Origin of the sequence: Streptomyces sp. NPDC005281 (assembly GCF_040607495.1) — a bacterium.
In the GTDB taxonomy this organism is placed as follows: Bacteria; Actinomycetota; Actinomycetes; order Streptomycetales; family Streptomycetaceae; genus Streptomyces.
Genome location: NZ_JBEXGX010000009.1, coordinates 46,714 through 68,147, shown reverse-complemented (window position 1 = coordinate 68,147; position 21,434 = coordinate 46,714). Strand labels below are relative to the sequence as shown.

The window sequence follows — 21,434 nt, the reverse complement described above, 5'->3', positions numbered from 1 at the left end:
CCTCGTGTCCCTCGCGGGCCTCGAAGCCGTCGGCACGTCCCTCACGGGCGCGGGGCGCAGCCGAGGACATGGGCCTTCACGAGGTCGGCGATCAGCGGATCGCGCCGCCGGAAGGCGTCCACGAGGGCCTCGTGCTCCTCCGCGTACGACTGCTGCACGGTCCCGAGCCAGCGGATGGACAGGGCGGTGAAGACCTCGATGCCCAGGCCCTCCCAGGTGTGCAGGAGGACGGAGTTCCCGGCCGCGCGGACCAGCTCGCGGTGGAAGCCCACGGTGTGCCGCACCTGGCCGGTCCCGTCGGCCAGCCGGTCGGCCTCGTACAGGGCCGCCACATGCGGTTCGAGCGCCGAGCAGTCCTCGGCCAGCCGTCCGGCCGCCAGCTCCGCCGCGATGGCCTCCAGACCGGCCCGTACGGGGTAGCTCTCCTCCAGGTCGGCGGCCGTCAGGTTCCGCACCCGGACGCCCTTGTTCGGCGCCGACTCGATCAGCCGCAGCGACTCCAGCTCGCGAAGCGCCTCACGCACCGGGGTCTGGCTGACCTCCAGCTCGGTCGCGATCCTGCGCTCCACGATCCGCTCGCCCGGCTTCCAGCGCCCGCTGACGATCCCCTCCACGATGTGCTCGCGGATCTGTTCGCGCAGCGAGTGGACGACGGGCGCGGTCATGAAGGCTCCTTTGGGAGGGGTGGCGAGACCCCGGGGGCGTTTGACCTTTAGACAATAAGGCCGTGGCTGTGTCGGTGAGGGGTGCATGGCGGCGCTTTCCCGCAGGTGAGACGAGACTTACACGCTGTCGGAGTGTTCCCGGCCGTACGGGCTCCTACCGGGTGAAGTCCGGACTCGTGCCGTCGATGTGATCGCGGAACCGGGGGCGCGGCGGAAGAACGGCGGCCGCGTGAACCCGGGTCACACAAACACGGCACTCGCACCCGGGGGCCCGGCACCGGGGACACCGCACCCTGCCCGGGGGCCCGGCGCCACGGAAACGCGGCACCCTGCCCGGAGACCCGGCGCCACGGAAACACGGCACCCCCGCCCGGAGGTCCGGACGGGGGTGCCGTGTGTGCGCGCTGCGGGTGAGCGGTGCGGGTTACAGGCCGAGCTCGACCTCGAACTCGCCCGCCTCCAGGATCGCCTTGACCGCGGTCAGGTAACGGGCCGCGTCGGCGCCGTCCACCAGACGGTGGTCGTAGGACAGCGTCAGGTAGGTCATGTCGCGGACGCCGATGACGGTGCCCTCTTCCGTCTCGATGACGGCCGGACGCTTGACCGTGGCGCCGATGCCCAGGATCGCGACCTGGTTCGGCGGCACGATGATCGTGTCGAAGAGCGCGCCGCGCGAGCCGGTGTTGGAGATGGTGAAGGTCGCGCCGGACAGCTCGTCCGGGGTGATCTTGTTCGCCCGGACCTTGCCCGCCAGGTCGGCGGTGGCCTTGGCGATACCGGCGATGTTCAGGTCGCCGGCACGCTTGATGACCGGGGTCATCAGGCCCTTCTCCGAGTCCACCGCGATACCGATGTTCTCGGTGTCGAAGTAGGTGATCGTGCCCTCGTCCACGTTGATCCGGGCGTTGACGGCCGGGTGGGCCTTCAGCGCCTGGGCCGCCGCCTTCACGAAGAACGGCATCGGGGAGAGCTTGACGCCCTCGCGGGCCGCGAAGGAGTCCTTCGCCTGCGCGCGGAGCTTCATCAGCCGGGTGATGTCGACCTCGACGACCGAGGACAGCTGCGCCTGCTCGTGCAGCGCCTTCACCATGTTGTCGCCGATGACCTTGCGGATGCGGGGCATCTTGACGGTCTGGCCGCGCAGCGGGGAGACCTCCAGGACCGGCGCCTTCTTGGCGGAGGCGGCCGGAGCGGTGGCCGGAGCCGGAGCGGCGGCCTTCGCGGCCTCGGCGGCGGCGATGACGTCCTGCTTGCGGATACGGCCACCGACGCCGGTGCCCTTGACGGCGGCCAGGTCGACGCCGTTCTCGGCGGCGAGCTTGCGCACCAGCGGGGTCACGTACGCACCGTCGTCAGCGGCGGTCGCGGCGGGCGCCGGAGCCGGGGTGACGGGGGCGGGCGCGGCCACCGGCGCGGGGGCCGGGGCGGCGGGCGCGACCGGGGCGGCGGGCGCGACCGGAGCCGGAGCGGCGACCGGAGCCGGAGCCGGAGCCGGAGCCGGAACGGCAGGGGCGGCCGGGGCCGGGGCCGGAGCCGCGGCGGGGGCGGCCGGAGCGGGGGCGGCCGGAGCCGCGCCCGGAGCGCCGATGACGGCCAGCTTGGCGCCGACCTCCGCGGTCTCGTCCTCGCCGACGACGATCTCCAGCAGCACGCCGGCGACCGGCGCGGGGATCTCGGTGTCGACCTTGTCCGTGGAGACCTCGAGCAGCGGCTCGTCCTCCGCGACCTCCTCGCCGACCTGCTTCAGCCAGCGGGTGACGGTGCCCTCGGTGACCGACTCGCCCAGCGCGGGCAGCACGACGTCGGTACCGGAGGCGCCACCGGCCGGAGCGGCGGGGGCGGCGGCGGGCGCCGGAGCCGGGGCCGCGGGAGCCTCGGCGACGGGGGCGGGGGCGGCCGGGGCCGGAGCCTCGGCGGCGGCGGGAGCCGGGGCGGCGGCGGGCGCGCCCGTGCCGTCGTCGATGACGGCCAGTTCGGCGCCGACCTCGACGGTCTCGTCCTCGGCGACCTTGATGGACGCCAGGATGCCGGCGGCGGGGGAGGGGATCTCGGTGTCGACCTTGTCCGTCGACACCTCGAGCAGCGGCTCGTCGGCCTCGACGCGCTCGCCCTCGGCCTTCAGCCAGCGGGTGACAGTGCCCTCGGTGACGCTCTCACCGAGTGCCGGAAGGGTTACGGAAACCGGCATGGTTTCTGTTGCTCCTTATTGGGTCTCCCCTGCTCGACCGGGATCGAGAGCTCGGGGAAGTGCGGAAGTCTGTGGTCGTCGTCGCGCCGCGCTCGACGCGGTGACTGGGAACAGCCGGCGGCCGGGAAGCCCGGCCGGGGCTGATCAGTCGTGCGCGTGCAGCGGCTTGCCCGCGAGGGCGAGGTGCGCCTCGCCGAGCGCCTCGTTCTGCGTCGGGTGGGCGTGGATGAGCTGGGCGACCTCGGAGGGCAGGGCTTCCCAGTTGTAGATCAGCTGGGCTTCGCCGACCTGCTCGCCCATGCGGTCGCCGACCATGTGGACGCCGACCACGGCACCGTCCTTCACCTGGACGAGCTTGATCTCGCCCGAGGTGTTGAGGATCTTGCTCTTGCCGTTGCCCGCGAGGCTGTACTTGAGGGCGACGACCTTGTCCGCGCCGTAGATCTCCTTGGCCTTGGCCTCGGTGATGCCCACGGAGGCGACCTCGGGGTGGCAGTACGTCACGCGCGGGACGCCGTCGTAGTCGATCGGGACGGTCTTCAGACCGGCCAGCCGCTCCGCGACCAGCATGCCCTCGGCGAAGCCGACGTGAGCGAGCTGGAGCGTCGGGACGAGGTCGCCGACGGCGGAGATCGTCGGGACGTTCGTGCGCATGTACTCGTCGACCAGGACGTAGCCGCGGTCCATCGCGACGCCCTGCTCCTCGTAGCCGAGACCGGCCGAGACCGGGCCGCGGCCGACGGCGACGAGCAGGAGCTCGGCCTCGAACTCCTTGCCGTCGGCGAGGGTGACCTTGACGCCGTTCTGGGTGTACTCGGCCTTCGAGAAGAAGGTGCCCAGGTTGAACTTGATGCCGCGCTTGCGGAACGCGCGCTCAAGAAGCTTGGAGGAGTTCTCGTCCTCGAGGGGCGCGAGGTGCTTGAGGCCCTCGATGATCGTCACGTCGGCGCCGAAGGACTTCCACGCGGAGGCGAACTCCACGCCGATGACACCGCCGCCCAGGATGATCGCGGACTGCGGCACGCGGTCCAGGACGAGCGCGTGGTCCGACGAGATGATGCGGTTGCCGTCGATCTCCAGGCCCGGCAGCGACTTCGGCACGGAGCCGGTCGCGAGGAGCACGTGGCGACCCTGGACGCGCTGCCCGTTCACGTCGACGGAGGTCGGGGAGGACAGGCGGCCCTCGCCCTCGATGTACGTCACCTTGCGGGACGCGATGAGACCCTGGAGACCCTTGTACAGGCCCGAGACGACCCCGTCCTTGTACTTGTGGACGGCGGGTACGTCGATGCCCTCGAAGGTGGCCTTGACGCCGAACTGCGCGCTCTCGCGGGCCTGGTCGGCGATCTCGCCCGCGTGCAGCAGGGCCTTCGTGGGGATGCACCCGCGGTGCAGGCAGGTACCGCCGACCTTGTCCTTCTCGATCAGGGCGACGTCCAGGCCCAACTGCGCTCCGCGCAGCGCCGCGGCGTAACCGCCGCTACCGCCGCCGAGGATCACTAGGTCGAAAACGGTGCTGGCGTCGTTCGCCACGTCACGTCCTCCATGCATGTGCGCCGTTACGCCGGGCACCTTCGTCCCTTGCGGGTGGTTGACCGGTCGGTCGGCTGGTGTCCGGCCGCTCTTTCTACGGCCCTGTGGTGGGGGCCCTGTCCTGCCGAGAACCCATCTTCGCACTTGTCGAGGGCGAGCGAGACGCCGGGCCGGTGTGTACGGCGTCTGATCCATCACGTCGACGGGGTGCGGAAGCGGGTGAACCTGCGGATTTCGTCGAGGGCGAAACCTCCGTTCGGCCATACGAGCGGCCCCGGGCGCGCGGGCGCCCGGGGCCGTGTGTCGTACGAGGACTCAGCCCAGGTCGCCGGCTGCCGTCAGCTCGGCGAGCCGGACCAGGGTGCGGACCGCGGAACCGGTGCCGCCCTTGGGGGTGTAGCCGAACGGGCCGGCCTCGTTGAACGCGGGGCCCGCGATGTCCAGGTGCGCCCAGGTGATGCCCTCGCCCACGAACTCGCGCAGGAACAGGCCGGCGACCAGGCCGCCGCCCATCCGCTCGCCCATGTTGGCGATGTCGGCGGTGGGGGAGTCCATGCCCTTGAGGAGGTGCTCGGGCAGCGGCATCGGCCAGGACTCCTCGCCGACCTCGTCGGCTGCGTCGACGATCGCGGCACGGAACGCGTCGTCGTTGGCCATCACGCCGAAGGTGCGGTTGCCGAGCGCCAGCACCATCGCGCCGGTCAGGGTCGCCACGTCGACGATCGCGTCGGGCTTCTCCTCGGACGCCTTCCACAGCGCGTCCGCGAGGACGAGCCGGCCCTCGGCGTCGGTGTTCAGCACCTCGACGGTCTTGCCGCTGTACATGCGCAGCACGTCACCCGGACGGGTGGCGGAGCCGGACGGCATGTTCTCGGCGAGCGCGAGCCAGCCGGTGACGTTGACCTCCAGGCCGAGACGCGCGGCGGTGACCACGGCGGCGAAGACCGCGGCGGCACCGGCCATGTCGCACTTCATCGTCTCGTTGTGCCCGGCGGGCTTCAGCGAGATGCCGCCCGAGTCGTACGTGATGCCCTTGCCGACGAAGGCGAGGTGCTTGGTCGCCTTGGCGGAGGTGTACGACAGCTTCACCAGGCGGGGACCGGCGACCGCTCCGGCGCCGACACCGACGATGCCGCCGTAGCCGCCCTTGGCCAGGGCCTTCTCGTCGAGCACCGTCACCTTGATGCCGTGCTCCTTGCCGGCCGCGGCTGCGACGGCGGCGAAGGACTCCGGGTTGAGGTCGTTCGGCGGGGTGTTGACGAGGTCGCGGGCGCGGTTCAGCTCCTCGGTCACGGCGGTGGCGCGCGCGACGGCGGCCTTGTACGCGGCGTCGCGGGGCTTGCAGCCGAGGAGTGTCACCTCGCCGAGCGGGCCCTTGCGGCCCTTGGCGCCCTCGCTGCGGCCGGTCTCCTTGTAGGCGTCGAAGCCGTACGCGCCCATGCGGGCGCCCTCGGCGACGGCACCGGCGTCGGCGGCGTCCGAGACCGGCAGCGCGAATGCGGCCTTCTTGGCGCCGGCGAGCGCGCGGGCGGCGACACCGGCCGCGCGGCGCAGCGCCTCGGCGTCGTAGCCGGCCTCGTCCTCGGGGACCGCTCCCAGGCCGACGGCCACCACGACGGGGGCCTTGAATCCGGACGGCGCGGGCAGCTTGGTCACCTCGCCCTCGGACCCGGTGGCGCCGAGGGTCTCGAGGATTCCGGCGAGCCCGCCGTCGTACGCGTTGTCAACGGCCTCGGCGCCCGGTGCGACGACCGGGCCCTTGGGGCCCTTCGCGACACCGACGACGATCGCGTCGGCCCGCAGACCGGACGCTGCGGCGGTGCTGAGAGTGAGAGCAGTCACGGTGGTGAGATCTCCGCTTCCATTGAAAGTTCGTGTGGCCGAGAGGGATGGGTCGACCGGGCCCGACGGCTGACCCTAGATCCGTCCTCGGGGGCGGTCCTTGCCGGGGCCCCCGACAGGGCGGGCGAGTACCCGGGACGAGCCTACGCTCGGGGTCGGGTTTCGCTCATTTCTGCGGACGTTCACCCACAGGTGGCGCCGTGCCGGATTCCCGCCCCTCACTCCCGGTGACCTGAGACACACTCATCGTGTTCAGTGGGCACGCCGCCCACTGCTTTGCACGATTTCCACAGATTCCCCATGGTTTCCACCCGTGGGGGATGCTCGAGGGGGAGAAAGCTACATATGGCACAGAGTCTGCATCGGTGGAGAGGGACGGCTGCCGTCCTGGGGGCCGCCGGACTCCTGGCGCTGGGCATGGGGGCACCCGGCGCCGCCGCGGCGGCCACGCCGCGGATCGATCTCAAGGTCCTGGTCGTGGACAACGGCGCGGGCCAGGTCGGAGCCATCACCGCGGAACTGAGGAACTCCGGTGTCCCGTACACCACGGTCAACCTGGGCGACACGAACCGCCCGACCATCAACGCGACGTTCCTGAGCGACACCGTGGGCGGCGCCCCGCGCGCCAAGTACCAGGGTGTCGTCCTGCCGAACGAGGCACCGTTCGGAGCGGGTTCGGCCGAACAGACCGCCCTGGAGGCCTACGAGAAGACGTTCGGCATCCCGCAGGTCGACGCCTACACCTGGGCCCACCCCGAGGTCGGTCTCGACTACACCGACCAGAACGGCGGCTGGTCCGGCGTGCTGGACGGCATGACCACCCAGATCACCGCGGCGGGCACGACCGGCCCGTTCCGCTACCTCGACGGACCGCTGACCTTCGAGGACAACGACCCGGCCGTACAGGAGACCTACGGCTACGCGGCCCACCCGAGGGACGGCTTCACCAGCTACCTGAACGCGCCCTCCGGCGGTTCGATGCTCGGGGAGTACGCGCACGACGGGCGCCGCGAGCTCGTGGTGACCTTCGCGTACAACCAGTACCAGAAGCAGTTCAAGGTCCTGGCGCGCGGCCTCGTCGAATGGCTCACCCAGGGCGTGCACCTCGGGCAGGCCAGGAACTACTTCTCCGTCCACGTCGACGACGTCTTCGCCTCCGACGCCCGCTGGGACTCCCGGCGCAACTGCACCCCGGGCGACATCGACTGCGCGGGCAGCGACGGCGGGGACACCACCACGCCGATCCGGATGACCGCGGCCGACGCCGCCTACGCCGCCCAGTGGGAGGCCGACCACGGGTTCACGCTTGACATGGTCTTCAACGCGGGCGCGGGAGAGGAGTGGAAGTCCGAGAACGGCGGCACCGACGCCCTCACGGACCGGCTGCTCGCCGACAAGGCCAGGTTCCGCTGGATGAACCACACCTACACGCACCTGTTCCTCGGCTGCGTCCAGGACACCTCGACCGTCCCCTGGACCTGCTCGAAGAACGCCGACGGCTCGACGAAGTACGTGAGCCGGTCCGACATCTCCGCGGAGATCTCGAACAACAACAACTGGGCGGCCTCGCACGGTCTTTCCACCGACCGCACCGAGCTGGTGACCGGCGAGCACTCGGGCCTCAAGACGCTGCCCCAGCAGCCCGTCGACAACCCGAACCTCGCGCGCGCCCTGTCCCAGAACGGCGTCACGTGGACCGGTTCCGACAACTCCCGTGAGCCCGAGCAGCGTTCGGTCGGCAACGGCGTGATGACCGTCCCCCGCTACCCGATGAACATCTACTACAACACGGGCACGCCCGAGGAGATGGCCGACGAGTACAACTACATCTACACCTCGAAGGCGGCCGGCGGCAGCGGCGTCTGCGAGGGCAACGCGACGTCCACCTGTCTGCCGGCCCCGCTGAACACGGCCACGGGCTACGCCGACTACATCGTCCCGACCGAGGCGCGCACCGCGCTCGGGCACGCCATCGGCAACGACCCGCGTCCGCACTACGTCCACCAGGCCAACCTGGCCGAGGGCCGCATCCTGTACCCGGTCCTGGACAAGGTGCTCGCCGACTACAAGGCGATCTACGCCGACAACACCCCGCTTCAGAACCCCCGTCAGAGCGCCATCGGCACGGAGCTCCAGCGCCGTACCGACTGGCAGACGGCCCTGGCGGGCGGCAACGTCACGGCCTACCGCATCGGCAACAAGGTCACCGTCACCGCCCCGAACGGGACGCAGATCCCGGTGACCGTGCCCGACGGGACCACGAAGCAGCTCGTGCTCGGCACCGCCGCGTTCGGCACGCCGTACGCGGGTGAGCGCAACGACTGGACCAAGCCGGAGCTCCTCCAGTCCGCGGTCAAGCTGAACCTGCCCGCCTAGGCGCGTACCACCGCGGCGCGTACCACCGCGGCGCGCACCACCGCGGCTCGCGAGGCGCACCCCGGCCGGACCCGGCCGGGGTGCGTTCGTGAGCCGCGCAACGGGGAGCCGGGGGGCTCTCCGGAGGAAACAGTCCCAGGGGGGAACCACACATGATGCGCACCGGCCGTCATGTCACCATGCTCACCGAAGGCACCTATCCGCATGTCCACGGCGGGGTCAGCACCTGGTGCGACCAGCTGGTCAAGGGCATGCCGGAGGTCGACTTCCACATCGTCTCGCTCACCGGCAGCGGCCGCGAACCCGTGACCTGGGAGCTGCCGCCCAACGTCTACCGGCACACCCGTGTACCGACCTGGGGACCACGCCCCGGCCGCGCCCGCCCGCCACTGGGCCGCGCCCAGCGCCGCTTCGCCGAGATCTACGAACGCTTCCTGCTCTCCTTCCTCGACCCCGACTCGCCCGAGGACTTCGGCGACGCCCTGTACGAACTGGCCGAACTCGCCCGGAGGGGTGCCTGTCCGCGGCCCTGCGCGGCGAACCGGCCCTGCGCTCGCTGATGTGGATCTGGACCATGCCGCATCTGCCGACGGCCGCCTCCCGGCCCACCGTGCACGACGCGCTCACGGCGACCGACCTGCTGGAACACGCGCTGCGCCCGCTCGGCGTCCGGATCCCCGAGGACTGCGTCGCCCACGCGGTCAGCAGCGGCCTCGCCACCCTGCCCGCGGCGTCGACCCGCACGCCTTCCCGCACGCGGGACCCGAGCCCGCCGTGCCCACCCTCACCTGGTGCGGCCGGGTCGACCCCATCAAGGACCTGGAGACACTCCTTCGCGCCTACGCCCTGGTGCGCGCCGAACTGCCCGAGACCCGGCTGCGGTTGTTCGGTCCCGTGCCGCCCGGCGGGGAGGCGTACCGCACCCGCCTGGAGAAGCTCGCCGCCGAACTCGGGGTCACCGACGGGCTGACCTTCGAGGGCCGTATCACCGAGGTGTGGCGCGCCTACGCGGCCGGCCACGTCGTCATGCTGTCCTCCATCTCGGAGGGCTTCCCGTTCTCGATCATCGAAGCCATGTCCTGCGGCCGTACGACGGTCTCCACGGACGTGGGCGGGGTCCGGGAGGCGGTCGGCGACACCGGCATCGTCGTCCCGCCGCGCGAACCGGAGAAGATGGCCGCCGCCGCCCTCACCCTGCTGCGGGACGAGGAACGGCGCCTGGATCTCGGCGAGTCGGCCCGGCAGCGGGTCATCGACCGGTTCACCCTGCGCCGTTCCGTCGACGCGTTCAGAACGGTCTACCAGGAACTGGCGGGCAGGCCCACGGTGTACGAGCCCGCGGTGGAGACCGTCGACGACTGGACCCTCGAACTGCGCGACCCCTGGTGCCAGGCCGTCGCCACGGACGGGACCGGCCGGTGAGCGGCACCCTGCGCACGCGGCCCGAGACCTACGCGGCCACCCCCGTCCTGGTGCCGGGACAGCGCCGCTCGGCGAGCTGGGGACGGCCCGACCCGATCGACGAACTCGCCGCGGAGCTACGGGAGTTCGTGACGGGGGCCGTCCATCCCGACGAGGTGGCCGCGCACCTCGAGTCCGACGGCCTGTCGGACGACCAGATCCGCGAACGGTACGGCGTCGGCAACTCCTTCGCCCTCGCCGAGAAGCTGTTCGAGCGGGTCGACCGGGGCTGTCCCGAACCGGAGGGGCCGGCCCACGACCCCTGGCGGATCGGCCTGATCGGCTGCCTCCTTCGGGGCATCGTCTCCGCCCTTCCCGGCCTCGGCTACGTCCTCGCCGCACCGCTCCTCGCGGGACCCGAGGGCGCGTTCGGGCTCCCGGCCGGCACCGTTCCGATGCTCGCCGGGGCGCTGTGCGGCTGGACCTGGAACCAGGGACTCGCCCACCGCGCGTACACCTGGATGGGGCTCGGCGACCGCACGGCCGCCCGTCGCGCGCTGCTCGTCGGTACCCCGGCCGGTGTCCTGCTCGGCTCCCTGGTGGCCTTCGCGGCGGCGGGATCGGCCGGCCGGGGCGCCGTCGCCTTCGCGGCCGGCCAGTCCGGCTATCTGGGCGCGGCCACCGTCCTGCTGGTCATGGGCAGGGAGCGCACGCTGCTCGCCGCCCTGGCGCCCATGACGGCGGGTGCGGTCGTCACCATGGTCCACCCGGTCCCCGACCTGGTGCGCATGGCCCTGCTGCTGGGCTCCCTGGCCGCGGTCGCCCTGCTCGGACTGCTCGAAGTCGCCCCCGCGGTACGCGAGTCAGGGGAGGGAAGCTGGGGCGCCGGCCTGCCGGCCCCTGCTGCCGTACGGCTCCCTGCGAGGCCGCACGGAGCCGTACGGGCGGGCAGGTGAGCCACGGGCCGCCTCCGCGGGCCGGCCCACCGAGGGGAGGACGGGGGCCGTTCCCGGCCGCCTCGGCACGGTCGCCGCCCGGCTGCGCTCCCGCCGCCACGCGGGAAGCGTCGCGTACGCCCTCTTCGGGCTCGGCAGCGGTGTCCTCGTGCTGTACGCGGCGCTCGGGGACGTCCTCACGGGAGCCCGTACGGCGGTCGCCGCACCGGCCGCGGTCGCGCTGACCCTCAGCATGGGACCCGCCGAGTGGCTCCTCTTCCGGTTCCGCAGCGGGAGCCTCGCCGGACTGCGCTCCAGCACCTCGGCGAGGAGTTTCCGGCGGGCCACCGCGGGCGCGCTCCTGAGGTGCCTCACCGGCTATCTCACCGCGCTGCTCGTGTTCGGACTCGGCGTCTCCGCGCTGTGGCCGCACGCCCCCGCCGCCGCGGACGCCGTCAGGCTCGGCGGACTGCTCCTGCTGGGCGTGGTCATGTGGACCGGGCTGCTGCTCCAGTCGTTCGGCGCCGTCACCGCCGCCGTCGTCTGTGCCGCCGCGCTCGCCCAGACCGCGGCGCTGGCCACGCACACGGGTGACGCGCACCGGGTGGGCCTGATCACGTACGGCGCGGCGGCGGGCGCCCAGGCCGTGCTCGTCTGCGCCCGGCTCGGAAAGGTGACGGCCCACCGGTGAAGTCCCTTCTCGTGCCGTACTACGAACACCCCACCGTCCGCCCGGCCGAGTGGGAGGCGCTCGTCGCCGCCGCGCCCCGGCTGTACGGCGTGGTGCTGAACCCGGCCAGCGGCCCCGGCGACCGCCCCGACCCGGCGTTCGCGGCGGTCGCCGGACGGCTGCGCGCGGCCGGCGTCCGGGTCCTCGGATACGTCGACACGGCGTACGGGCGCAGGCCGCTCGCGGACGTCCTCGGCGAACTGGCCAGGCACCGCCACTGGTTCGGCGTCGACACGGCGGCGCCGGCCCGGGAACGGGGGGCCGCACTGTCCTGCGCGGTCCCCGGCACGGGAGACCACCCCTGGGGCACCATGCCCCACGGCCTGCCCCGGCCCCGTGAACGCGGTGATCAGCCCAGGGAGAGAACCACGAGCGCGGTCGTCGCCGCCGTCTCCGCCAGACCGCCGAACACATCGCCGGTGACACCGCCGAAACGCCTGGTGCAGTGCCGCAGCAGCAGTTCGGCGGCCAGACAGGCGAGGCCCACCGCCACCGCGGCGCGCACGATGTCGTACGTCCCGACCAGCGCGCCGGCTCCCGCGGCCACGCCCGTCACGGCCACCGCCACCAGCAGCGCGCCGCGCACCGGCACCGTGCCCGCGACCGCCGCGCCCAGACCCCCGGGACGGGCCGCGGGCACCCCGGTGCGGGCCGCGAGTGTGAGGGCGAGACGGGCGGCGGCCGCCGAGACGACGGCCGCGAGGGCACCCCGGCCCCACGAGGCGTCGTACGCCTGCGCGAGTGCGGCCACCTGGGCGAGCAGGACGAACAGAAGGGTGATCACGCCGAACGGGCCGATGTCCGACTGCTTCATGATCCGCAGCGCGTCCTCGGCGGGCTTCCCGCTGCCGAGACCGTCCGCGGTGTCGGCGAGACCGTCGAGGTGCAGGCCCCGGGTGAGCGCGGCCGGTACGGCGGCGGTCGCCACGGCCGCGAGCAGCGGGCCGGCGCCCATGGCCAGCAGCGCCGAGCCTGCCAGTGCCGCGCCCGCCCCGGCCACCAGACCGGCCAGCGGGGCGCACAGCATGCCGCCGCGCGCCGCGTCACGGTCCCAGCGGGTCACCTTCACGGGCAGCACGGTGAGGGTGCCGAAGGCGAATCGGAGGCTGTCGGGCAGCGAGGCGCCGGAGGCGGTCTTGGACATCGGCGCAGGCTACCCGGACGCCCGGAGGGCGGATACAGCGGTGCTGGATAAAGTTCGCATATGGGTCATTGGTTGCATCGGAACATCGTCGAGCCCGGGAAACTCCCCCTGTTTCTGGCGCTGGCCTCGTTCATCGTGACCTTCGTGGTCACTCGCGTCATCGTGCGGATGATCCGCGCCGGCAAGGGGCCCTTCGGCAACGTCAAGGCCGGTGATCTGCACATCCACCACGTCGTGCCCGGTGTCGTCCTCACGGTGATCGGTGGTTTCGGCGCGGTCGCCGGCAGCCGCTACGGATTCTGGCCCTGCGTGAGCGCGGTGGTGTTCGGCATCGGAACAGGCCTCGTGCTCGACGAGTTCGCGCTGATCCTGCACCTCGACGACGTCTACTGGACCGAGGACGGACGCAAGAGCGTCGAGGTCGTGGTGGTCACGGCGGCCCTGGTCGGCCTGATGCTCAGCGGCTTCTCGCCGTTCGGCGTCAACGACGTCAGCGACCAGGAGGCGCAGGGCCGCGCCAGCGTGATCGTGACCATCGCCCTGAACTTCCTCTTCGCGCTGCTCACCCTGAGCAAGGGCAAGGCCCGCACGGCGATCTTCGGGGTGATCGTTCCCTTCATCGCCCTCATCGGCGCCGTCAGGCTGGCCAAGCCCGCCTCGCCGTGGGCCAAGCGCTTCTACCGGAACCGGCCGCGGGCCCGCGCCCGGTCCAGGCTGCGCTCCTACCGGCACGACCGCCGCTGGGCGGGCCCCGCCCGCAAGGTTCAGGAGTGGATCGGCGGCAAACCCGACCCGACGCCCGCCCGCTCCCTGCCCGAACACCGGTGATGCGCCGCCGAGAGACAGCACACCACCAGCACCGCGCCGATCGCCGCCAGGTGCTCGTTGCCCGCCAGGTTGTCCTTGACGATCGCCTCGGCCACCATGGCCCCGATCACGATCCCCGCCGTCGCGTACGCCCGGTAGCGCCAGCCGAGGAACACGGCGAGGCCCACCACGGCCGCCGACGGGCCGGTGTCGACGACCAGCGAGTCCGCCCCTGGCAGCCCCAGCGGACGGTGCGGGCCGAGCGCGATGCCGACGCGCGCGTACAGCGTCCCGGCCAGCGTGGCGACGTACGCGACGACGAGCGTGCGCCACCAGCCCAGACAGATCTCGGCGATCCCGAAGACCACCAGGATCTGCGCGAGCGCGCCCCACACCGGCAGATCCAGCGCCGGCACGAACAGCGAGAGCGGTGTGCGCAGCAGGGCGAGCCACAGCGGGTCCTCGGCCCGCACGGCGCCCGTGTTCTGCACCAGCCGGTAGCCCCAGGACTGGTTCTGGACGAACTGGAGGACGGCCGTCAGGCACACCGCGCCGAGGGTCATCGGGACCGCCCGCCACCCGTGCACCCACAGGGCCCGGCGCACGGTCGCGAACAGCAGACCCCACTCGGCGCGGGCCCAGCGGGCGAGTGTGCTCATCCGGTCGTCCCCACGGCTCTCCTCACGCCGGCCCCCGCCGGTCTCATCGGTGCGACTCCAGGTGCTTGCGGTGCAGCCACTTCGGCAGCCCCGGCGCCTCCAGGAACCCCTCGGCGCGCGCCGACGCGACCCCGATGCGCAGCAGATCCGCGCTCTTCTCGAAGAGCAGGAACCGCGGCTCCCAGATGGGCCGGTACTTGGCGTTGGCCCGGTACAGCGACTCGATCTGCCACCAGCGCGAGAAGAAGCTGAGCAGCGACCGCCACAGCCGCAGTACCGGACCCGCGCCCAGGCGCGCCCCACGTTCGAAGACCGAACGGAACATGGCGAAGTTGAGCGAGACCTGAGTGATCCCGATCTCCCGGGCGCGGCGCAGGAGTTCGATCACCATGAACTCCATGAGCCCGTTCTCCGCGTCGCGGTCACGCCGCATCAGATCGAGGGAGAGCCCGTTCGGCCCCCACGGCACGAAGGACAGCACCGCCCTCAACTCGCCGTCGGAGTCGGTGCATTCGAGCATCACGCACCGTCCGTCCTCGGGGTCGCCGAGCCGTCCGAGCGCCATGCTGAAACCCCGCTCGGTCGCGCCGTCGCGCCAGTCGTCCGCGCGCTGGAGCAGATACGCCAGCTCGGCGGCCGGGATGTCCTCGTGCCGCCGGATGCGCACCCGGTAGCCGGCCCGCATGACCCGGTTGTAGGCCTGCCGGACGGTGCGCATGGCCCGTCCTTCGAGGGTGAACTCGGCGGTCTCGACGAGGGCTTCGTCGCCCAGCTCCAGTGCGTCGAGGCCGTGCCGGGAGTAGACGGTGCCCGCCTCCTCGCTCGCGCCCATCACCGCGGGGATCCAGCCGTGCTCCCTGGCCTCGGCGAGCCAGGGCTCGATGGCGCCGGGCCATGCCTCGGGGTCGCCGATGGGGTCGCCGCTCGCCAGGGAGACCCCGCCCACCACCCGGTAGGCCACCGCCGCCTTGCCGGTGGGCGACCAGACCACGCTCTTCTCCCGGCGCAGCGAGAAGTAGCCCAGCGAGTCCCGGTCGCCGTTGCGCTCCAGCAGTGCGCGCAGCCGCTTCTCGTCGTCCTCGGTGAGCGGGTCGACGGCGCGCCGGGAGCGGAAGGCGGCGTAGAGGACGGCGAGCACCAGCAGGGTGCTGAGCACGTTGACGGTGACGTTGACCCAGTTCGGCGTCGCGATGCCGGGGTAGTGGGAGTCGTCGGCGGTCACCGAGACGAGCCTCAGGGTGCCGTAGCGCCAGCGGTCAAGGAAGGTCGAACGGTGCGGCTCGTGCGCGTGGTTGGTGACCGTGACCAGCAGCGCGGCGAGCAGCGAGGTGACCAGGAGCCCTCCTGCCGCGACGGCCGCGGCGAGCTTCGGGTTGGACCGGTCGCCCTTGGCGTAGAACTCCCGGCGGCCGACGGCAAGCGAGGTCACGAAGGCCGCGGTCAGTACGAGGGAGACCCAGTTCTGCGTGTACTGGCGGATCTCGGTGAACGCCATCGCGACGCCGAACAGCAGCAGGAACAGCCCGCTGAGAACGGAGTTGAGGATCCACGCGGCTCGCTTGCGCCGCCTCATCGTGATGGCCAGGAACATCGTGAACACACCGGAGGCGAAGCCCGCGGTCAGCAGATAGGGCGTGAAGTAGTTCTCGGTGTTGTGCCGTCGTACGTCCTGCCCGAGAGAGACCCAGGCGGCGCTCAGAAAGTTGATGAACGTGACCGCGCGCAGGTACCACACGGCGAAGGCGGCGGACCGCCGGGAGGCAGCCGTGGACCGCCGGTCCCCGTCACTCCGGCGGGCCGACGCCCGTTCCTGGTCAGCGGCAATTCGGGCATCTCCCATAAAGAGCGATGATATGGGTCGTAACGCCCCCAACAGCGGACCCAACGCGGACGCCTCACGCAGCCCCCGACACCCACACGCACCCACCGTCACGCCTCAGGCTGCGGCGAGATTCCAGCCCCTCCGGCCGGATCCCGGCTGCGGGTGTGCGGCGCCTTGGGCACACCCCTCCCCGGCGTGTCTCTCAGCCCCTCCGGCCCGCCTCTCGGCCGCGGGCCAAATTTCCCCTTCCGGCCTGCCTTTCGGCTGCGGGGTGCGTTTCAGCCCCTCCGGCGTTTGAGGAGCGGGTCTGGGGCGGAGCCCCAGGGGTGGGAAGGGTAGGGGCGGAGGGGGCGAGAGAAGGCCGTGGTGATGCCGGGCCGCCCGAAGCCGGAGCCGGAGCCCCAGTCGGGCTCGGGCTCCGGCCGGGACCTGGGCCGGAGTTACACGCCGGAGCCGGAGCCGGACTCGGAAGCGGATCCGGAGCTTGACTCGGACTCGGAAGCGGAGCTTGAGTCGGACTCGGACTCGGAAGCGGCGCCGGAGTCGGTGTCCGGCTCGGGCTCGGCGGGCTCGTCCGGGGATTCCACCGCCGCCGGGGAAACGGCCTCCGGAAGCTCCGCCGCGAGCCGCGCCGCAGCCTGCACCAGCGGCAGAGCGAGCAGCGCCCCCGCCCCCTCACCCACCGTCACCCCTTGGTCGAGCAACGGCTCGAGGGCCATCCGGTCCAGCGCCTTGGCCTGCGCCGGCTCCCCACTGCGCTGCCCGGCCAGCCACCAGTCCGGCGCCCGGAAGGCGACCCGCTGGCCGACCAGCGCGCACGCGGCCGACACGACCCCGTCGAGAATCACCGGCATCTTGCGAACCGCGCTCTGCAACAGGAAGCCGGTCATCGCCGCCAGATCGGCCCCGCCCACCGTCGCCAGGAGTTGCAGCTGATCCCCGAGCACGGGCCGGGCCCGCCGCAGGGAATCGCGCACCGCGGCGCACTTGCGCATCCACGCGAGGTCGTCGATGGCCTGCCCGCCCCGCCCGGTCACCACGGACGCGTCGGTCCCGCACAGCGCCGCGACCAGGACGGCCGCCGCCGTCGTCCCGCCCACGCTGATGTCGCCGAGCACGACCAGATCCGTGCCGGAGTCCGCCTCCTCGTCCGCGATGGCCACTCCGGCCCGGAACGCGGCCTCCGCCTCCTCCAGCGTCATCGCGTCCTCGACGTCGATCCGCCCCGAACCGCGCCTGACCCGGTGGCGTACGACCTCGTCGGGCAGCCCTTCGGGGTCGGCCTCCAGCGACATGTCGATCACCCGCACCGGTACGCCGAGCCCGCGGGCCAGCACCGAAGCGGGGCTCGCGCCGTCCAGGACCGCCCGCACCAGTAGGCCGGCGCCGCCCGCGGGACGCGCGGACACGTCGAGGGCGGCGACCCCGTGGTCGCCCGCGAACAGCACGGCACGCGGGTGCTCGATCGGCCGTACCGGCACCGCGGACTGCGCCGCCGCCAGCCATTCACCCAGGCCGTCGAGGCGGCCCAGGGCCCCGGGCGGAACGATCCGGCGCTCCCGGTACGCCTCGGCGTCACGGCGTACGCCTCCGTCGGGACGCTCGATCAGATCGGTGAAGTCGTCGAGATTAAGCGAGCTCATTCGCCGAACAGTACCGGCACTGATCGAACGCGTCCGCGCCACGTCGTTGCACTCCGGATACCCATCACATACGTACCGTTTGTATCGGATTGTCGTACGTCTCGTACACGACAGGAGCGTCCATGCCGCACACCCCGCAGCAGATCGCCGAACGCCGTGCCGCCTACTCGGCCGAACTCGCCCAGGGCACCGCCAGGTTCCACGAACCGCGCCGCTCCGACTGCCCCTGGTGCGGCTCGAAGCGTCTGCGCACCCGGCTGCGTGCGCCGGACCTGCGGCAGCGCAAGCCCGGAACGTTCGTCGTCGACGAGTGCGGGGACTGCGCCCACGCCTTCCAGAACCCCCGGCTCACCCCGGAGGGGCTGGCCTTCTACCACCGGGACCCGCGCGAGGACGCCCACGACGGCCTCGCCGAACGGCTGCTCGCCCACCCGGGCCGATCCGGACGCCACCTCGCGGCGGCCCGGGCCCTGCTGCCCTTCGCGGAACCGGAGAGCTGGCTCGACATCGGCACCGGGCAGGGGCACTTCCCGGCGGCGGCCAAGGAGGTCCACCCGTACACGTCGTTCGACGGGCTCGACCCGACCCGGCGCGTGGAGCGGGCGCGGGCGGCGGGACGGGTGGAGGAGGCGCACGTCGGACGGCTCACCGACCCGCGGATCGCGGAACGGCTACGAGCCCGCTACGACGTCGTGAGCATGTTCCACCACCTGGAGCACACGCCCGAACCGCGGGCGGAACTGCGCGCCGCGCTCGCGGTGCTGAGACCCGGCGGACACCTCCTGGTCGAAGTGCCCGACCCGGACAGCGCGTTCGGCGCGCTGCTCGGCAAGTGGTGGCCGGCGTACGGCCAGCCGCGCCATCTGCACCTCATGCCGCTGCCCAATCTGCTCGGCGAACTCGAGTCCCTCGGCTGCGTGGTCGTCGCCACGGACCGGCGCGAACCGCACATCCCCCACGACCTCTCCGGCGCTCTCGCCCTGGCCTTCGGGCGCGTCCTCCCCGGTCCCGACGCCCCCTGGCGCCCGGCGGCGCCGACCTCGTTCCAGCGCACCGCGCGGCTGGCCCTCGGCCGGGCGTCCGCCCCGCTCCTCGCCGCGGCCGCCGTGCTGGACCGGCTGCTGGCACCTCTGCTGCGCCGCACCCGGTTCTCGAACGCGTACCGCGTCGTCGCCCGCAAGGAGGACTGAGCCCGAGCCCCGGCCCGTCGCCCGCAGCCACGTCCGGTCGCCCGCAGCCCCCGAGCACGCGATCCCGGCTCGCGGCACTCGCGGCCGTCGGCCGTCGGCCGCGGCGCACCGGCGGGGAGCGGGCCTGGTCAGCCCCGCAGTGTCAGGGCCTGTCCCGCCACGACCAGCAGTACGTGCTCGCACTCCCCGGCGAACGCCGCGTTCAGCCGCCCGAGTTCGTCGCGGTAGCGGCGTCCGGAGGCCGTGGCGGGCACGATGCCCGAGCCGACCTCGTTGGAGACGGCGACGAGCGTACGGCGGGTGTGGCGGACCGCGGTGACGAGCTCCTCCACGCGGGCGCGCAGGGCGCGTTCGCCGCCCCCCGACCACTCGGCGTCGTCCCAGGCGTTCACCGTGTCCATGGCGTCCGTCAGCCACAGCGAGAGACAGTCGACGAGCAGCGGCGGGCCTTCCTCGGCCAGGAGCGGGACCAGGTCGCAGGTCTCCACGGTCCGCCAGGAGCCGGGCCGCCGCTCACGGTGGGTGCTGACCCGCTGCGCCCATTCGGAGTCCCCGCCGCGGGTGCCTCCCGTGGCGACGTACAGGACGTCGGCGAAGGCCTCCATGCGCCGTTCCGCCTCCACCGACTTGCCCGAGCGCGCTCCGCCGAGCACCAGTGTCCGGCGCGGCACGTCGGGCACGTCCTCGTAGACGCCCACGTCGAGCGTCGTCCCGTCGGGCACGGCCCGCACCCCCGCGGCGGCGAGCCGCCTGCGCAGTTCGGCCCCCGGGGGCACGTCGTGGTCCAGGTGCACCGCGATCACGTCCGTCGTCGGGTCGACCGCGCCGGCCGCGCGCAGCCTCGCCAGGGCGTCGGGGCGTCCCACCACGTCCAGGAGCACCATGTGATAGGCGTCGCCCTTCTCGTCCAGACCCGCGGGCGCCGCGCCAGGCGGCAGGTACAGCAGCCGCTGCCCGGCCGGGCCCGTCACCGCGTACCCCGTGCCGGGCGCGTCCATCGGCACCGCCCGCACCCGGTGACCCGTCAGCAGCGCCAACTCCTGTCCGTCGGGCACCCGGCCGGGCTGAGGCAGCCCGGCCGGCACCTCCAGGGCGGGCCCGTCGTGCGGATGGGAGAGCAGCACCTGCCGTACGCCGCCCAGCGAGTGTCCGGAACGGGCCGCCGCGAACGCGGCGCCCGGGGTGAGGTCGAGCAGCAGCGTGCCGTCCACGAGCAGTGAGGTCGCCGCCCGCGCCTGTTCGCCGAAGGCGCTCGCGCAGGCAGCGCAGGGACAGTCGGGGCGGGGCAGGCCCGCGGGGGCACCGGTGCCGAGCAGAGTCAGTTCCACGCCGACGATTTTTCCGTGTCCCCGCACGTCTTGCGCGTCCGGCTAGGCTTCGGGCGGAAGGCGGATCTTGTCCGGCTTCCGCTGTGCAGTGTGCTCACACCTTGGAGGCGTACATGGCGGCATGGACGTGGCGGTTCGAGAAGTCCGACGGGACAGAGGTCCAACCCGCGGTGCAGCCCGAGGAGTTCACCACCCAGGGCGATGCCGAGTCCTGGATCGGCGAGGTGTGGAAGGACCTTGTGGAGGGGGGCGCCGACCAGGTGTTCCTCTCCGAGGACAGCACACAGATCTACGGCCCGATGAGCCTGCACGCCGAAGCGGAGTAGGCCGGTAGGGGTTGCCGGGGACGCACCCCGGCAACCCGCCGCCGACCAACCCCGGCAACCCGCCGCCGACCGCCACGGCACCCGTGCGGTCGACATCGGCGGTTTCGGGCCGATCAGCGGCCCGCAGTCGTTCAGCCCCGCACTCCGCACAGATGCAGGAGCGCCGCCACCTGGCGGTAGGGGTCGGTCCGGCCGGCGCGTTCCTCCGCGGCCAGCAGGATCTCCGCGTCCGGCGGCACCGGCGCGCCGTCGGCCGCCGTGTCCGTGAAGACGCGTACCCCGTACCAGGAGTGCAGCGGAGCCCCGATCCCGGCGAGTGCGCCGGTCAGCGTGGCGAGCCGGTCGGCGCGGACATCGAGACCGAGCCGGTTCGTGTACGCGGTCGTGTCGAACGAGGCCAGCGTCGCCGCCCAGTCCCCGCCGATCCCGGGCCGCATGGCCAGAGCGTCGGCGTTGCGCACCAGCAGCGAGAGCAGCCCGCCAGGGGCCAGCATCCGCGCCAGCCCCGCCAGCAGGGCGTCCGGCTCCTGGACGTACATCAGGACGCCGTGACACAGCACGACGTCGAAGCTGCCCGGCAGGAAGTGCACGCCTGTCTCGTGGCCGTCGCCCTCGATGAGACGCACCCGGCTCCGGATGCCCTCGGGCTCGGCGGCCAGCGCCTCACGGGCCACGGCCAGCATCGTGGCGTCCTGTTCGAGCGCGGTCACCTGGTGACCGGCCCGGGCCAGGCGCAGGGCCTGTGTGCCCTGGCCCGCCCCGACGTCGAGCACCCGCAGGCGCCGCCCCACCGGATAGCGCCCGGTTATCTGCTCGTCGAGCTGCCGGGCCACCAGTTCCTGCCG

The 21,434-nt window shown here is 72.7% G+C and carries 15 protein-coding genes and 3 pseudogenes; 8 read left to right on the top strand and 10 right to left on the bottom strand.

Annotated elements, in window-relative coordinates; all coding sequences use genetic code 11:
• Window positions 1–41: 41 nt before the first annotated feature.
• From ABZV42_RS14870 to ABZV42_RS14855, 4 genes are all read right to left on the bottom strand, one after another.
• Entirely contained in the window at window positions 42–665 is a 624-nt protein-coding gene (locus tag ABZV42_RS14870) for a GntR family transcriptional regulator (protein WP_355983654.1), read from the bottom strand.
• A gap of 424 nt (window positions 666–1,089) precedes the next feature.
• Window positions 1,090–2,853: a 2-oxoglutarate dehydrogenase, E2 component, dihydrolipoamide succinyltransferase gene (gene sucB / locus ABZV42_RS14865; RefSeq protein WP_356052133.1), complete on the bottom strand. Its 1,764-nt coding sequence runs from the start codon at window positions 2,851–2,853 to the stop codon at window positions 1,090–1,092.
• A 144-nt stretch (window positions 2,854–2,997) separates the two neighbouring features.
• Window positions 2,998–4,386, bottom strand: coding sequence for a dihydrolipoyl dehydrogenase (gene lpdA, locus ABZV42_RS14860; protein ID WP_355983656.1), 1,389 nt, complete (start codon window positions 4,384–4,386; stop codon window positions 2,998–3,000).
• Window positions 4,387–4,701: 315 nt separating this feature from the next.
• Window positions 4,702–6,228, bottom strand: coding sequence for a leucyl aminopeptidase (locus ABZV42_RS14855; protein ID WP_355983657.1), 1,527 nt, complete (start codon window positions 6,226–6,228; stop codon window positions 4,702–4,704).
• 345 nt (window positions 6,229–6,573) lie between these two features.
• Between ABZV42_RS14855 and ABZV42_RS14850 the strand changes: the two genes are divergently transcribed.
• The 5 genes and pseudogenes from ABZV42_RS14850 to ABZV42_RS14830 form a co-directional block, all read left to right on the top strand.
• Window positions 6,574–8,604: a hypothetical protein gene (locus tag ABZV42_RS14850; protein ID WP_356052131.1), complete on the top strand. Its 2,031-nt coding sequence runs from the start codon at window positions 6,574–6,576 to the stop codon at window positions 8,602–8,604.
• A 152-nt stretch (window positions 8,605–8,756) separates the two neighbouring features.
• Window positions 8,757–10,026, top strand: a pseudogene (locus tag ABZV42_RS14845) (DUF3492 domain-containing protein).
• A 47-nt stretch (window positions 10,027–10,073) separates the two neighbouring features.
• Window positions 10,074–10,904, top strand: a pseudogene (locus tag ABZV42_RS14840) (hypothetical protein); the annotation flags it as partial.
• Between the two features lie 205 nt (window positions 10,905–11,109).
• Window positions 11,110–11,631: a hypothetical protein gene (locus tag ABZV42_RS14835; protein WP_356052129.1), complete on the top strand. Its 522-nt coding sequence runs from the start codon at window positions 11,110–11,112 to the stop codon at window positions 11,629–11,631.
• Window positions 11,628–12,008, top strand: a pseudogene (locus ABZV42_RS14830) (spherulation-specific family 4 protein); the annotation flags it as partial. The gene ABZV42_RS14835 and the pseudogene ABZV42_RS14830, both read left to right, overlap by 4 nt.
• Window positions 12,009–12,019: 11 nt before the next feature.
• Here the strand turns inward: ABZV42_RS14830 and ABZV42_RS14825 are convergent.
• A complete protein-coding gene (locus ABZV42_RS14825) occupies window positions 12,020–12,814 on the bottom strand; it encodes an adenosylcobinamide-GDP ribazoletransferase (RefSeq protein ID WP_355983660.1) in 795 nt (264 codons plus the stop codon).
• Window positions 12,815–12,874: 60 nt separating this feature from the next.
• Between ABZV42_RS14825 and ABZV42_RS14820 the strand changes: the two genes are divergently transcribed.
• Window positions 12,875–13,642 carry a hypothetical protein gene (locus tag ABZV42_RS14820; protein WP_355983661.1) on the top strand — a complete coding sequence of 256 codons (768 nt, stop codon included), beginning with the start codon at window positions 12,875–12,877 and terminating at the stop codon, window positions 13,640–13,642.
• Here the strand turns inward: ABZV42_RS14820 and ABZV42_RS14815 are convergent.
• The 3 genes from ABZV42_RS14815 to cobT form a co-directional block, all read right to left on the bottom strand.
• Entirely contained in the window at window positions 13,579–14,280 is a 702-nt protein-coding gene (locus ABZV42_RS14815) for a hypothetical protein (RefSeq protein WP_355983662.1), read from the bottom strand. The two genes, ABZV42_RS14820 and ABZV42_RS14815, sit on opposite strands and share 64 nt — an antisense overlap.
• Before the next feature lie 43 nt (window positions 14,281–14,323).
• A complete protein-coding gene (locus tag ABZV42_RS14810; protein WP_356052127.1) occupies window positions 14,324–16,120 on the bottom strand; it encodes a phosphatidylglycerol lysyltransferase domain-containing protein in 1,797 nt (598 codons plus the stop codon).
• 422 nt (window positions 16,121–16,542) lie between these two features.
• Window positions 16,543–17,745, bottom strand: coding sequence for a nicotinate-nucleotide--dimethylbenzimidazole phosphoribosyltransferase (cobT, locus tag ABZV42_RS14805; RefSeq protein ID WP_356052125.1), 1,203 nt, complete (start codon window positions 17,743–17,745; stop codon window positions 16,543–16,545).
• Window positions 17,746–17,867: 122 nt separating this feature from the next.
• On the opposite strand from cobT, the gene ABZV42_RS14800 reads away from it, so the two are divergent.
• Window positions 17,868–18,935, top strand: coding sequence for a class I SAM-dependent methyltransferase (locus ABZV42_RS14800; RefSeq protein WP_355983665.1), 1,068 nt, complete (start codon window positions 17,868–17,870; stop codon window positions 18,933–18,935).
• A gap of 128 nt (window positions 18,936–19,063) precedes the next feature.
• On the opposite strand, the gene ABZV42_RS14795 is transcribed toward ABZV42_RS14800, so the two are convergent.
• Window positions 19,064–20,263, bottom strand: coding sequence for a bifunctional adenosylcobinamide kinase/adenosylcobinamide-phosphate guanylyltransferase (locus tag ABZV42_RS14795; RefSeq protein ID WP_355983666.1), 1,200 nt, complete (start codon window positions 20,261–20,263; stop codon window positions 19,064–19,066).
• Window positions 20,264–20,376: 113 nt separating this feature from the next.
• Here ABZV42_RS14795 and ABZV42_RS14790 point away from each other — a divergent pair, with 113 nt between their 5' ends.
• Window positions 20,377–20,589: a hypothetical protein gene (locus tag ABZV42_RS14790; protein WP_355983667.1), complete on the top strand. Its 213-nt coding sequence runs from the start codon at window positions 20,377–20,379 to the stop codon at window positions 20,587–20,589.
• 131 nt (window positions 20,590–20,720) lie between these two features.
• On the opposite strand, the gene ABZV42_RS14785 is transcribed toward ABZV42_RS14790, so the two are convergent.
• Window positions 20,721–21,422 (bottom strand): methyltransferase domain-containing protein, encoded by a 702-nt coding sequence (locus tag ABZV42_RS14785; protein WP_355983668.1) that lies wholly within the window; start codon window positions 21,420–21,422, stop codon window positions 20,721–20,723.
• Between the last annotated feature and the right edge of the window lie 12 nt (window positions 21,423–21,434).